13 protein-coding genes are annotated in these 12990 nt (G+C 71.2%); 1 reads left to right on the top strand and 12 read right to left on the bottom strand.

Annotated features, from left to right (window positions below):
- The 9 genes from DEU35_RS17210 to DEU35_RS12725 all read right to left on the bottom strand — a co-directional run.
- Positions 1 to 548: hypothetical protein (locus tag DEU35_RS17210; protein ID WP_181904644.1), on the bottom strand; the 548-nt coding region annotated here is incomplete at its 3' end.
- A gap of 246 nt (positions 549 to 794) precedes the next feature.
- Positions 795 to 1931 (bottom strand): N-acetylglucosamine-6-phosphate deacetylase, encoded by a 1137-nt coding sequence (nagA, locus tag DEU35_RS12690; RefSeq protein ID WP_116239692.1) that lies wholly within the window; start codon positions 1929 to 1931, stop codon positions 795 to 797.
- The gene (locus tag DEU35_RS12695; protein ID WP_103207619.1) at positions 1928 to 2698 is read right to left on the bottom strand and encodes a glucosamine-6-phosphate deaminase; all 771 of its coding nucleotides are present in this window, start codon (positions 2696 to 2698) and stop codon (positions 1928 to 1930) included. Before DEU35_RS12695 ends, nagA begins: the two co-directional genes overlap by 4 nt.
- Positions 2695 to 4455, bottom strand: coding sequence for a copper homeostasis protein CutC (locus DEU35_RS12700; protein ID WP_258873559.1), 1761 nt, complete (start codon positions 4453 to 4455; stop codon positions 2695 to 2697). Before DEU35_RS12700 ends, DEU35_RS12695 begins: the two co-directional genes overlap by 4 nt.
- Complete coding sequence (locus tag DEU35_RS12705; RefSeq protein WP_103207623.1) at positions 4452 to 5459, bottom strand: asparaginase; 1008 nt, start codon at positions 5457 to 5459, stop codon at positions 4452 to 4454. The genes DEU35_RS12700 and DEU35_RS12705 overlap by 4 nt, the downstream gene beginning before the upstream one ends.
- 33 nt (positions 5460 to 5492) lie before the next feature.
- On the bottom strand, positions 5493 to 6359 hold the full coding sequence (locus DEU35_RS12710; RefSeq protein ID WP_116239694.1) for an amino acid ABC transporter permease: 867 nt from the start codon (positions 6357 to 6359) through the stop codon (positions 5493 to 5495).
- Positions 6356 to 7000 (bottom strand): amino acid ABC transporter permease, encoded by a 645-nt coding sequence (locus DEU35_RS12715; RefSeq protein ID WP_056224894.1) that lies wholly within the window; start codon positions 6998 to 7000, stop codon positions 6356 to 6358. The genes DEU35_RS12710 and DEU35_RS12715 overlap by 4 nt, the downstream gene beginning before the upstream one ends.
- A gap of 79 nt (positions 7001 to 7079) precedes the next feature.
- Positions 7080 to 8033: a glutamate ABC transporter substrate-binding protein gene (locus tag DEU35_RS12720; protein WP_235556917.1), complete on the bottom strand. Its 954-nt coding sequence runs from the start codon at positions 8031 to 8033 to the stop codon at positions 7080 to 7082.
- Positions 8034 to 8094: 61 nt separating this feature from the next.
- Entirely contained in the window at positions 8095 to 8865 is a 771-nt protein-coding gene (locus tag DEU35_RS12725) for an amino acid ABC transporter ATP-binding protein (protein WP_116239695.1), read from the bottom strand.
- Positions 8866 to 9015: 150 nt separating this feature from the next.
- Here DEU35_RS12725 and DEU35_RS12730 point away from each other — a divergent pair, with 150 nt between their 5' ends.
- The gene (locus DEU35_RS12730; RefSeq protein WP_246078310.1) at positions 9016 to 10206 is read left to right on the top strand and encodes an ROK family transcriptional regulator; all 1191 of its coding nucleotides are present in this window, start codon (positions 9016 to 9018) and stop codon (positions 10204 to 10206) included.
- A 67-nt stretch (positions 10207 to 10273) separates the two neighbouring features.
- On the opposite strand, the gene DEU35_RS12735 is transcribed toward DEU35_RS12730, so the two are convergent.
- From DEU35_RS12735 to DEU35_RS17220, 3 genes are all read right to left on the bottom strand, one after another.
- Positions 10274 to 11209: a nuclear transport factor 2 family protein gene (locus DEU35_RS12735; RefSeq protein WP_116239696.1), complete on the bottom strand. Its 936-nt coding sequence runs from the start codon at positions 11207 to 11209 to the stop codon at positions 10274 to 10276.
- Positions 11210 to 11446: 237 nt separating this feature from the next.
- Positions 11447 to 11800 (bottom strand): SdpI family protein, encoded by a 354-nt coding sequence (locus DEU35_RS17215; RefSeq protein WP_103207632.1) that lies wholly within the window; start codon positions 11798 to 11800, stop codon positions 11447 to 11449.
- A 47-nt stretch (positions 11801 to 11847) separates the two neighbouring features.
- Positions 11848 to 12633 (bottom strand): hypothetical protein, encoded by a 786-nt coding sequence (locus DEU35_RS17220; RefSeq protein ID WP_181904645.1) that lies wholly within the window; start codon positions 12631 to 12633, stop codon positions 11848 to 11850.
- Positions 12634 to 12990 lie beyond the last annotated feature (357 nt).

Raw genomic sequence — 12990 nt, forward strand, 5'->3', positions numbered from 1 at the left:
ACGGCGGCGGTGGTGCCGGGGATGCGGTTGCCGTTGGCGTCGAGGACGTTGACGGTGGAGCCGTCGGTGCCGGTGCCGGTGAAGGTCACGGTGCGGGAGTCGACGGTCTGGCCGTTGGTGGGTGCGGTGACGGTGAAGTTGCCAACGGGGGCGGCCGCGGGCAGGGCGAACGACACGGACTGCTGCGGAATGCCGCTGCCCCCGTAAAGGCCGCCGACGACGATGGTCTGCGCGACCGGGGCGTCGTCCGCGTAAGCGGGCAGGGTCAGCGAATACGGCGTGGGCTGACCGAAGGAGCCGCCGACGTTGGAGCGCGCCAGAACGTTGTTCCCGCTCTGGTCGTACACGATGACGGTGGACCCGCCGAAGACGGATCCTTGGACGGTCACCGTGCGCGAATCGACGGTCGAGCCGTCGATCGGGCTGGTGACGGTGAGGCCTGCCTCTGCGGCGGATGCGGGCGCGGCGGTGAGCGCGACACCCCCGAGGGCAAGGGCGATGGCGGCGGGCACGGTCAGTGCTTTCCGCCAGAACGGGCGACGTGACATGTATTGACCTTCTCCATTGAGAGAGTGGGCCAAAGGGCGAGCAACGACGTGGTTGCAATGGTGCACTCGACGTGAGAACCGACGCACGCTCCTCCGCGAGCAGGCGACGTTCCACGGTCACGCTAACAAGGGAAAAGAAGCCTGATGAAGAGTCAAATTCTGTGATACATCTTCGTTTTTCTCGCCGTTTCCACGCGGCTGGACGCTTTGCGAAAAAGTGCGCAGGAAAGGTCTTGCGGGCCGCATCTACTCGACGCGGATCCCGCCACCCCAGACTCGCCGCACGCGCCAGTCCGCGTCCCACGCGACGAGGTCGGCGCGCATTCCCGGCTCGAGGAGCCCGCGCGCGGGGTCGCCCAGCGCCGCCGCGGGAACGGCCGTCGCCGCTCCCACGGCATCCGACGCGGCAAGACCCAGGTCGACGATGGCCGCGCGCACCGCGCGATCCAGCGTCAGCGTCGACCCCGCGATCGTGACGCCGTCGTCGAGCAACGCGCGGCCGTCCGCGACGTGAACGTCGAGCTCGCCCAGGCGGTACGCGCCATCGGTGTGGGCGGCGGCGGCCATGGCATCCGTGATCAGGGCCACCCGGCGCGGCGCCGAGGTCAGCAGCATGCGGGCGACCGCGGGGTGAACGTGCACGCCGTCGAGGATGAGCTCGAGGGTGACGCGGTCGTCCTCAAGAGCGGCCGGCACCGGACCCGGCAGCCGGTGGCCGATCGCGGGCATCGCATTGAGCGCGTGGGTGAGCAGGGTGGCGCCACGCGCGATCGCCTCGCGCGTGAGGGCGTAATCGGCCTCGGTGTGGCCGATCGCGACGCGGATGCCGAGGGCGGTGAGCTCCGTGATCGCGTCGAGAGCTCCGGGGAGTTCGGGCGCAAGGGTGACCTGCCGGATGAGGCCGGGCTCGGCATCGCGCACGAGGTCGAGGACGGGTCCGTCGGGGAGAGCGAGCGCGCCGGGGTCGTGCGCCCCGCGCCGGGCGGGCGAGAGGCAGGGGCCCTCGAGATGCACGCCCAGAATCGCGGAATCGGACCGTCGTGCGACGGCGACGCGAGTGAGCTGCCGACGCAGGACGTCGAGCGGAGACGAGACCAGGCTCACGAGGGTCGCCGTCGTACCGTGGCGGCGGTGCGCGGCGACCCCGGCGGTAATGGCATCCGTTCCGTCGTCGAAGGCGTGCCCGCCGCCCCCGTGCACGTGCAGGTCGATCAGGCCGGGGGTCAGGGTCGCCCCGCCCAGGTCGATGCGCTCGGACGCCCTCGGAGCGAGCCCGGTGCCCACCTCGGCGATCAGACCGTTGTGCACCCGCACCCACGCGTCGGGCAGGTCGCGCCGCGCGTCGACCACCCGGGCGCCGGTGAGCAGCAGGTCGGCGGTCATGCCGAGGCGATCTCGCGGTGGTCCCAGGCGAAGCGGTAGTAGTCGCGGTGCTCGAGCTGGGCGGCGGCCGCCTCATCGACGATGACCACGGCCCGCCGGTGCAGCTGGATCGCGGATGCCGGGCACGACGAGGTCAGCGGCCCTTCGACGGCCGCGGCGACGGCGGGGGCCTTCGCCGCGCCGAAGGCGAGCAGCACGAGCACGCCCGCGTCGAGGATCGTACCGATGCCCTGAGTGAGGCAGTGCGTGGGGACGTCGTCGATGTTGTCGAAGAACCGTGCGTTGTCGGCGCGGGTCGCGGGCGTCAGCGCCTTCAGGCGCGTACGCGAGGCGAGCGACGAGCCCGGCTCGTTGAACCCGATGTGCCCGGTGCGGCCGATGCCCAGGATCTGCAGGTCGATGCCGCCGGCCGCGGCGATCGCGGCCTCGTACCGCTCGCCGGCCTCGGCCAGCGGACCCCCGTCGTCGCCCGGAACGCGCACGAGCGACGGGTCGAGTCCGAGGGGGCCGACGATGTCGCGATCGACCACGGCGCGGTAGCTCTCGGGGTGTCCGGCGGGCAGGCCCACGTACTCGTCGAGGGCGAAACCCCGCACGGCCGAGAGGTCGAGGGAACGCTCCGCCAGGGCCGCCCACACCGGCAGGGGTGTCGAGCCGGTCGCGAGTCCCAGCGTCGGGTCGCTGCGGCGACTCAGCGCGGCGACGATGAGGTCGGCGGCGATGCGGCCGGCATCCGCCTGTTCCTGCACGATCGCGATCTCGGTCACGAGCGGGCCTCCGTTCGGGGGGTGGTCGGCTCAGCCAGGATGACAGGTGCGGTCCACGAGCGGGTGACCTCGGGTCGCTGCGCGGCCTCGAAGGCCAGCATCGCGGCCCCGATGCGGCCGGCGTGCGTGCCCAGGGCCGCGGTCGTCAACCGGGGGGCTTCTCGCCACGCGAGCGCCGCGGTCAGCCGTTCGCGCAGGGGCTCGATGAACGCGTCCCCGGCCTGCGCGACGCCACCGCCGAGGACGATCACCTCGGGGTCGACGAGCAGGGTCAGGGTCGCGAGCCCCGTGGCCAGGGCGTCGAGCCCCTCCGACCAGACGCGGGCGGCGACGGGATCCGTGTCGACGCGGGCGATGATCGACGCGGCATCCGGAGTCTCTCCGTCGAGCAGCGGGGCGCTCGCCGCGTACCGCCGAGCCAGGCCGGCGCCCGAGAAGTACACCTCGAGGCAGCCGCGCTGACCGCACGCGCAGAGCTCGCCGCCGGGCACCACCGGGATGTGACCGAGCTCGCCGGCCCCGGAGATGGCCCCCTCGACGGCCCGTCCGTCGGAGGTGAGGGATGCCGCGACCCCGGTGCCGATCGCCGCGAAGACGACGTTGCGCGAACCGGCGGCGGCGCCGTAGGCCCCCTCGGCCGCACCCGCGGCGCGCACGTCGTGGTCGACCGCGACGGGGAGTCCGGTGGCTTCGGAGAGGAGACGGGCGAGAGGGACGTCGGTCCACCCGAGCGTCGAGGCGTAACGGACGGTGCCGGTGGCGCTGTCGATCAGGCCGGGGCTCACGACGCCCGCACCGACGACCGAGCGGCCGAGGTCCTCAGCCCCCGCGACGAGGTCGGTGAGCAGGTCCGCGATGCGCGTGACCGTCTCGGCACCGGAACCGCCCGTCGCGATGCGCGAGCTCTTCAGCACGTGACCGTCGATGTCGACGAGCGCCCCCTTCGCCGAGGTGCCGCCGATGTCGACGGCGATCACGGCCGGGTGCGACGCGCGGTCGCTCTCGCTCACCGCGAGCACCGTGTCGCGGATGACCGACTCGTCGGTGACGAGGTGCCCGCGACCGGAGGCGACCTGCGCGCGCAGATGCACCTCGCGGGCCCCCGTCCTGTCGAGAAGCGCCGTCACGTTGTGGGCCCGGACCGAGCCGCCGACGAGGACCGTCGGCATCCGGGTGCCCTCCGACCGGGCGCGCAGCGCGGCGAGCACATCGGTCCCCTCGCCGGCCGTGGCCTTTCCCCCGGAGGTGAGTACGCGGGCGATGCCGTGGTGGGCGAGCGTGTCGTAGGCGTCGAAGAGGTCGACGGTGTCGTCGAAAGCCTTATGGAAAGTGATCGGCACGCCTCCCGCGGCGGTCCGGATCGCCTCGAGTGCCTGTTCGTCGACGTGCCCGTCGACGGTGAGTGCGCCGAAGACGATGCCCACCGGCACCCGACTGGTGCGCGCCAGGGCGGCGATGGCGCGGGCGTCGGCCCGCATCACGCGCAGCTCGTCGTCGGAGTAGACGAAGTCGCCGCCGCGCGAGCGGACCATGATCTGCACACCCACGCTCCGCACCGCGGCGAGGACGGACTCGATCATTCCGAGGCTGGGCGTCGTGCCCCCCTCGAGAAGGTCTGCGCACAGCTCGACGCGATCGGCGCCCGCCCGCTCGGCGGCGAGCACCCCTGCGAGGTCGTCGACGCAGATCTCCACGAGGGCGCGGGCGGGCGTGGAGGACTTCTCGGCGAGGGATGCCGGGTCTGCGGCGGTCGTCACGGTGCGGCGCTCGCTGCCGAGGCGTCGAGCCACTCCCGCACGTCGCGACCCACCTCGACCGAGCCGACCGGGACCCCGCCGCCGAGGATCGGCAGCTCGACGAGGTCGCCCGCGCCCGAGATGTCGGCGCCCAGGGCTTCGAGGACGGTGAGGGCGACGAGCGTCGTCGCACGGGGGTTGCCGTCGAGGATCTTCATCGACACCGCAGCCCCGTCGGCCGTCGCCATGCCGATCACCCCCTCGGCGCCGCCCTTCGACAGCAGCCCCGGTACGCGCAGCATGGCGTCGGTGTTGGCGTGGTGGTCGCCGCCGACGAAGCGGGGGTACGACCGCATGGCATCCGCCACTCTCCGCTCCGGCGTGCCGGGGGCGCCCGTCACGAGGGCGCGGAAGATGCGGGCGATGCCGAGGGGCGAGACGCTGAACAGGGGCGCCCCGCACCCGTCGACAGCTTCGTGCGCCACCGTCTCGCCCGACAGGCGTTCGAGCGTCGAGCGCACGAGCTGCTGCAGCGGGTGCGACGGGTCGAGGTAGCTCGCGGTGTCCCACCCGTTGACCGCGCAGGCGAGCAGCATTGCGGCGTGCTTGCCCGAGCAGTTCATGCGCACGCGCGAGCGCTGCTCGCCGTCGCGGATGAGACGTTCGCGCGTGGGCTCGTCCTCGGGCCAGTCGACCGGGCACCCGAGGGCGCTCTCGTCGAGGCCCGCGCGGGTGAGCAGATCGCGCACGACGTCGACGTGCACGTCTTCGCCGGTGTGGCTGCCCGCGGCGATGGCGAGGTCGGCTCCGTCGATGTCGGCCCCGGCGAGCAGGCACGCGAGGGCCTGCACGGGCTTAACGGTGGAACGGGGCAGGATCTGTTCGCCGCTCCCGGTCTGCCAGGCCACCGATCCGTCGGCGGACAGGGCGGCGATCGAGCCGAGGTGGCGGCTCTCGACGACACCCGAGCGGATGACGACGGCGAGGTCGGCCAGGGGGGAGGGAACAGGGGGAAGGGACGTCATGGGTGGTTCTTTCGATGCCGGGGCGAAGGCGGATCAGCGGTCGACAGGGGCGTTCGGGGTGGTGAGGCCGGCCGGGGCGACCTTGGCGGGGGTCGCGAGGCTGCGGCGGCCCGGTCGCTTCTGCAGGCGAGCGGCCAGGCCCGAGAGGCCGCCGTTGAGCGCGAGGAAGATCACGGTCACCACCACGAAGGTCTGGATGAGCAGGCCGTTGAAGCTCGACAGCACCTGCCCGCGGTACAGCAGCTCGGTGAACGCCACGATGTAGCCCAGCGACGTGTCCTTGAGCAGGCTCACCAGCTGGACCACGAGCGAGGGCGCGACGAAGCGCAGCGCCTGGGGCAGGACCACCTTGCGGTCGACCTGCCAGCGGGTCATACCGAGGCTGAGACCGGCTTCGGTCTGCCCGCGGGGCAGGGCGAGGACACCCGCGCGGATGATCTCGGCGAAGGCGGCCGCGTTGGCGATCGTGAGCGGGATGACGAGCTTCCACAGCACCGGGAAGTTCAGGCCGAGCTGGGGGAGGCCGAAGAGCATCAGGTAGATGAGCAGCAGCACGGGGACCGTGCGGGCGATCTCGATGTAGGCGGTGCAGATCCAGCTGATCCAGCGGACGCGGCTGAGACGCCCGAGGGCGAGCAGCAGGCCGAGCACGAATCCGAACACGGCGGTCAGGGCCGCGGCCTGCAGTGTGCCGAGCAGGCCGACGCCGAGGTACTCCCAGATCGCGATGTCGAGGAACGGCAACCACCGGTCGCTGTCGAGCTGGCCCTTCGACGCGAACTGCACGAGGGCGAGGGTGATGAGGCCCAGGATGACGACCGCGCTGACGATCGACCAGATGAGGATGCGGCGGCGAGTACGGGGCCCGGGCTCGTCGTAGAGCGAAAGGGGGGAGGTCATCGGCGGATCCTCAACTTCTTCTCGAGGCGGCCGGCGGTGAGGCCGATCGCCAGCGCGAGCACCATGTAGATGAGCCCCGCCGCGGTGAAGATCAGGATGGGCTGAGCCTCGACGAGGTTGAGCTTGTTGGCGGCGCTCGTCAGCTCGACGACGCCCACCGCAGCGGCCAGGGCGGTGTTCATGGTGAGGGCGATCATGACGTTGCCGATGGGCTGGATCGCGGCCCGCAGCGACTGGGGGATGACGAGCACGCGCAGGGTCTGGCCGAGCGAGAACCCCAGCGCGCGGCTGGCCTCGATCTCGCCGCGGCTCACGGTGTTCACGCCGCTGCGGACGGCCTCGGCGACGTACGCCGCTTCGTAGAGGGTGAGCACGATGATCGCCGTCGGCGTCAGGGGCAGCAGGAATCCGGCATCCGGCAGGGCGAACACCGCCAGCACGAGGAGAACCAGAAGCGGGACGTTGACGAAGAACTGCACGTAGGCGAAGGCGGCCCAGCGCAGCACCGGCACCGGGCTGATGCGCGCGGCGGTGACGAGCGTGCCCAGCACGATCGATCCGATGCCCGCCGAGACGGCGAGCAGGATCGTCGTACCGAGCGCTTGCGCGATCGGCCCGGCGCTCGAGGCGAAGAAGTCCATGGGGTCCTCAGAGGAGCGTGAGAGGGGAGGGGAGACCGGCGCCCGTCATGTGCGGAACGGACGCCGGTCGGTCAGGGGATCAGGAGCCGGGGACGCTGCCGATCGCGGGGGGAGTCGGAGCGCTCGACTCGACCGCCGAGCCCAGGGTGGCGTCCCAGATCTTGGCCCACGAGCCGTCGTCCTGGATCTTCTTCAGCCAGTCGTTGATGAACGACTTGAACTGCGCGTCGTCCTTCTTCAGACCGATGCCGTACGCCTCACTGGTGAAGGGCTGCCCGACGACCTTGATGCTCTTGTCGTCGATGGCGTGGCTCGCGAGCAAGGTGAAGTCCTGCACGTACGCGTCGCCGCGGCCCTGGGTCAGGGCCTGGAGGGCCTGCGGGTCGGTGGCGAAGCTGACGATGTTCGCGGTGGGCTGCTTCTCGGGCACGGCCGTGACAGCGGGGGTGTTCGCGCCGACGATGACCGTCTTGCCTCCCAGGTCGTCGATGCCGTTGATGTCGGTGTTGTCACTGCGGACGGCGACGGCCAGACCCGACTCGAGGTAGGGGCCGGCGAAGTCGACCTGCTCGGCGCGCTTCTCGGTGATCGTGTACGTGTTGAAGACGACGTCGACGGTGCCATTGGCGAGCAGGGCCTCGCGGGTCTCGGACGCCGGCGGGACGATCTCGACGTTGGGCTCGCCGAGGATGTAGATGGCGAGCATCTTGGCGAGGTCGGCGTCGAAGCCCTGCACGTCTTCGGGGTTCGTGGGGTCCTGCTGCGACAGCAGGGGGGCGTCGAGGGCCTCGGCGACGATGAGCTTGCCGCGCGCCTTGATCTTGGCCATCGTCGAGTCGGAGATGAGGGCCGCGGCGTCGGCGACGGGCGCGTTCGCGTAGACCTCTTCGAGGCTGCTGGCCTTGGCCGACGCGCTGGGGTCGGACCCCGGGACGGCCGCGGTGCCGGACGAGCACGCGGCGAGAGACGCGACCGTGGCCGCGGACGCCAAGAGGACGAGGCCTCGGCGAAGGATCGAGCGAGAGGAGATCACGGGTACTGCCTTTCGGTTGCGGGTGCGTGCGGAACGAGCCGCGTCGGGGGCGGGGAGGATGTCAGTGGGCGAGGATCTTCGACAGGAACGCCCGGGCGCGGTCGCTCTCGGCGTGGGTGAAGAAGCGCTCGGGGGTGGTGTCTTCGACGATGCGTCCGTCGTCCATGAAGATCACGCGGTCGGCGGCGCGGCGGGCGAAGCCCATCTCGTGCGTGACGACGACCATCGTCATGCCCTCTTCGGCGAGCGAGGTGATCACGTCGAGCACCTCGCTGACCATCTCGGGGTCGAGGGCCGAGGTCGGCTCGTCGAAGAGCATGAGTTTGGGCTTCATCGCCAGCGCGCGGGCGATGGCGGCGCGCTGCTGCTGGCCTCCGCTGAGCTCGCCGGGGAAACGGTCGGCCTTGTCGGCGATGCCGACGCGATCGAGCAGGGCGAGACCCTCTTCGCGGGCCTTCTTCAGGGGCACCTTCGACACGATCCGCGGGGCGAGGGCGACGTTGTCGAGAACCGTGCGGTGCGCGAACAGGTTGAAGGACTGAAAGACCATGCCCACCTCGGCGCGCAGGTCGGCGAGCCCCCGCCCCTCGCTCGGCAGCGGGACGCCGTCGATGGTGATGGTGCCCGAGGTGATGGTCTCGAGACGGTTGAGGCAGCGGCACAGCGTCGACTTGCCCGAGCCCGAGGGGCCGACGATGACGACGACCTCGCCGCGAGCCACGTCGAGATCGACGTCCTTGAGCACGTGGTGGTCGCTGAAGTGCTTCTGCACCTCGCGGACCGCGACGAGGGGCGCGGAGGCGGGGGCTGCGGGGGAGGCGGGCGTCGACACGGGGGTGGATCCTTCCCGCGGACTCGCCGCGATATCGGGTACAGCCGACGCGGGAGGTGATTTCCGCGTCCCTGGTGAAATCAAACTAACGAGGCCATGTTACAGAGATAATTCGAGACAGAAACTCCAAGTTTGGAATAAGATATGGGTGTGAAGCCTCTCCACGCGGCCCTGCCGACCTACAGCCCGCAGACGCTCGCCGTGCTGACCCCGCTGCGCACGGGCGCTGCGCGATCTCGAGCCGAGCTCGCCGCCTACACCGGTCTGTCGCCGTCGACCGTGACCGCGCGCGTCGATCCGCTGATCGCGGCGGGCGTGATCGTCGAGGACGGCACCGACGATTCACGCGGCGGTCGCCGACCCCGGCGCCTCGCGGTCCGCGGCGACCTCGGCACGGTGGCCAGCGTCGACCTCGGGGTCGAGCGCAGCACGATCGGGCTGGTCGACTACGCCGGCTCCTCCCTCGCCCACCGGCACCTCGTGCTGGATCTGGCGGAGGGCCCGGATGCCGTTCTCCGCCGCGTCGCAGAAGAACTCGCTGCGCTGGCGGCGGCGAACGGCGCGCCCACGGTGACGGGGGCGGCGATCGCGCTGCCCGGGCCGGTGTCGGCCGAGACGGGTCGGCTCGTCGCGCCGTCGCGCATGCCCGGCTGGCACGACGTCGACGTCGCGGCCCTTCTGTCCGACGTCCTCGGGGTGCCGGCCCTCGCCAGCAACGACGCCAATTGCATGGCGGTCGGCGAGCTCGTCGGGGGCGATCCCGAGGCCCTCAACCAGGTGTTCATCAAGGCCGGATCCGGGATCGGGTCGGGGGTCGTCGCGGGCGGACGGCTCTACACGGGCCGGAGCGGGGCCGCTGGTGACATCAGCCACGTCACCGTGCCCGGTGCGGCGCCGGTGCCCTGCTCGTGCGGGCGCGTCGGCTGCCTCGACGCCGTGGCGAGCGGGTCGGCCCTCACCCGCGCGGCCCAGGAGGCCGGACGCGACGTCTCCGACGTCGAGACGGTGATCGATCTCGCCCGAAACGGGGACGCGCTCGCCACCGGCCTGCTCCGTGAAGCGGGGAGCATGACCGGCGGTGTTCTCGCCACGATCGTCAACTTCTTCACCCCCGACCGTCTCGTCGTCGGCGGCTCACTGAGCGCGTCCGACGTCTTCATCGCCGCGATCAAGTCGAAGCTGTGGGCCGACTGCCTGCCCATGGCGACGGAGAAGCTCGAAGTCGCCGTGCCGCACCACCCGCGCACGGGCGGCATCCTCGGGGCTGCGCGCCTGTTCCTCGACGCGGCCTTCGGGCCGGAATCCGCTCGTTCGGTCCTGCGGGTCTCGGCTCGCGCCTAGCCCGCGGGGCCCGCTCGGGCGCGGCGGTGGGCCCGTCCCGCAGCGGGCCCACCGCCCCTGCTGATCCTCAGCGGGTCGGAACCACGTCCCAGTGTTCTCGGATCAGACCGCCGTCGACGCGGAACAGGTCGGCCGCCAGGAGCGGGTCGTCGGGCCCATCGCCCACCGCCTGCGAGAACGTCCAGACGATGTCGCCGTCCGACAGCGAGATGACCGACTGCTGCGCCGGGAACTGGGCGCCGCTGACGAAGAGCTGCTTCAGCGCGGCCGTCCCGTTCGGGGCGATGGAGTTGTGCTGCAGGTACGCGGGGTCGAACGCCCGGTCGAGGATCGACACGTCCTTGTCGCGGAACAGCGTGTCGTACGCCGAGACGGCGAAGACGCGGTTCTCCTCCTCCTGCTGCTCGGTCGGGGGCGGGGCGGGCTCCGACGGGCGGTACAGGTCGCTGAACATCGTGTTCGTGTTGCCGCTGGCGGGGGTGCCGGTCGGAATCGCCTGGTCGAGGGACCAGTGTTCGACGATCTTGCCGTCCTGGAGGCGGAACAGATCGACGGCGGCGTCGCCGCGACGCTCATCACTCGGGTCGGGGGCGATCTGCCAGTGCACTGCGACCAGGTCTCCGTCTGATGCGAGGTGCTTGATCACGGCCTGAGCCCCGGGAATGCGCTCCCGATCGGCCGCGAACTGGGCGAGAAGCCCCTGAGGTCCGGATGCCGTTCCACTGCCGTGAGCGATGGCATCCGGGGCCACGATCTGATCCGCGATCGCCTGGGCGAACGGGCTGTCGGGATCGGCGAACGTGGTGGCGAAGAGCGTGCGGACGAGGCAGGCGTTGAACTCCTCGGCGCCGACGTTCTGCCGATCGCCGGAGGGGGACGTGGACGCGGGCGATCCGGTCGTCGGCATGGCATTGGCGGGGGCGGCGACGACGAGTCCGCCGATGATGGCTGCCCCGGCGACCAGGGCGGCCGCGCGGGTGATTCGGGGGGTGACGGGGGGCATGGTGTTCTCCTACGCAGTGCGGATCTGTGAGTCACCGTTCCGTCGACTCGTGGTCCTCTCTGCGACGGTGACCGGTGGAGACACGAGCACGCGGTCGGCGGCTCGTGGAGTACCGGCAGGATCGCAAGATTCCACCGCGCGCACACGTACGCACCTGATCGTTAGGTACTGACCCCGAGGTCGGATTCGTGGTGACGGCGGTCGGCGCTGGGCGAATTCATCGGCTTCGCCGGGCGCTCAGGCGTCACGCGGATCGCGGTCGGACACCACCCGGTCGGCCGCGCGACTGCCGATGATCCCGCCCACGACGAGTCCCGCGATGACGACCACCGCCGTGAGGGCCGGATCCGCGTCTGCGAAGGTCGGGATCGCGAGCGGCAGAAGCGCGACGCCGCACGCCGCGACGGCGAACACGGCATAGGGGACCAGCGCCGCGCGGTGCCCGGCCCGCCACGCGGCGTCGCTCTGCTGGATGGCGGGAAGCCGGATGCCGACTCCCCAGCCCCGCCGGATGACCCCTCGCCCGCACAGGGCGAGGACGGGGATGAACGCGAGACCGACGACGGCGAGGATGATCGCCCCTGTGCTCATGGCGGCAGGATACGCCTCCGGCACCGTTGCGGGCGGCGCTCGTGCGCTCAGCCCTTCGGAACCTCGATCTTCACGGGCTCGCCCCACGCCGTGAACTGCTGCATGGTCGTCGTCTCGATACCGCCGAACGCGCCCGTCTGCTGGATGGCCACGACACGGTGGCCGGCGCCCAGCCACACCGTCATGTCCTTCACCTCGACCCCGGATGCCGAGAACGGACCATCCGCCCGCACCCGCCATGCGCGCACCTCGGTGCCGTCGGGCAGCGACACAGCGTCTTGGTCGGGTTGCACGGTCCACCCGGGGGCCGCGGCGAGCAGCGCGGCGGAGGCCGTGGGGTCGGCGAAGGCGCGGTAGGTCTGACCGATCGTCGACACGATGACCGCGCGGTAGTCGCTGCTGGTCGCGTTGGCGCGCACCCACGTGCCGTCGAAGCTGACCCACGACTCGGTCGGCGTCAGCACGAAGTCGTGTGTGCCGTCGGAACCCGTGATCGATCCCGAGGTCGCGGGGGCATCGCCGAAGATGAAGTCGGCCTCTCCGGTGAGATCTGCCGACTGCAGGTGCAGGTGACCGCTGCCGGCGGCGCGGGAGAACGCGATCACGCAGGCGGAGAGGGCCTCACCGGTGACCTTCGCGTCGGCGATGAGGTCGACGCCGTCGCACTCCTCCGGGGAGGATGCGGCTGACGCGCCGGTGGGTGTCTGCGACGCGATCGCGGTCGGGGTGGCGGATGCAACTCCGGGGTCGTTAGTCGGGGCGCAGGCGCTGAGCAGCACGAGGGCAGCCGTGACGAGAGCGAGCCCCAGAACCTTCGTCGGCGTTCGTCGCATGGCATCCACTCTAGAAAAAGAGCGTGAGCGGCGCGACGGCCCACGATCGTTCGGCTCTGAAGATCCTCACGCGTTCGTCGCCCGCGGCTCGGTGCGTGGAGGTGGGGTTTTTTCGCGAGAGGACGTCGCAGTGCGCCTGGCGCACGACGGAGAACGACAGGAGCCACTGCCGTGGGGCAGTGGCTCCTGTCGATGCGCCGTTGGCGGTCAGTTGCTTCGTCGTGTCGCGCGGTATCGGTGGATCAGGGTCACCGCGATTCCTGCGGCGAGGATGCCGAGTGCCCAGCCGAGCGGGGCGAGGGGTGCGGATCCCGTGGTGGCCAGCTGGTTCGGGGCGGACGCAACGCCCGTGGTGCC

Source organism: Microbacterium sp. AG157 (genome assembly GCF_003385695.1).
Classification (GTDB): domain Bacteria; phylum Actinomycetota; class Actinomycetes; order Actinomycetales; family Microbacteriaceae; genus Microbacterium; species Microbacterium testaceum.

Coding starts and splice junctions, on each gene's coding strand:
- DEU35_RS17220 (WP_181904645.1), bottom strand. CDS start 12,633: ATGCGACGAACGCCGACGAAGGTTCTGGGGCTCGCTCTCGTCACGGCT.
- DEU35_RS17215 (WP_103207632.1), bottom strand. CDS start 11,800: ATGAGCACAGGGGCGATCATCCTCGCCGTCGTCGGTCTCGCGTTCATC.
- DEU35_RS12715 (WP_056224894.1), bottom strand. CDS start 7,000: ATGGACTTCTTCGCCTCGAGCGCCGGGCCGATCGCGCAAGCGCTCGGT.
- nagA (WP_116239692.1), bottom strand. CDS start 1,931: ATGACCGCCGACCTGCTGCTCACCGGCGCCCGGGTGGTCGACGCGCGG.
- DEU35_RS12735 (WP_116239696.1), bottom strand. CDS start 11,209: ATGCCCCCCGTCACCCCCCGAATCACCCGCGCGGCCGCCCTGGTCGCC.
- DEU35_RS12710 (WP_116239694.1), bottom strand. CDS start 6,359: ATGACCTCCCCCCTTTCGCTCTACGACGAGCCCGGGCCCCGTACTCGC.
- DEU35_RS12705 (WP_103207623.1), bottom strand. CDS start 5,459: ATGACGTCCCTTCCCCCTGTTCCCTCCCCCCTGGCCGACCTCGCCGTC.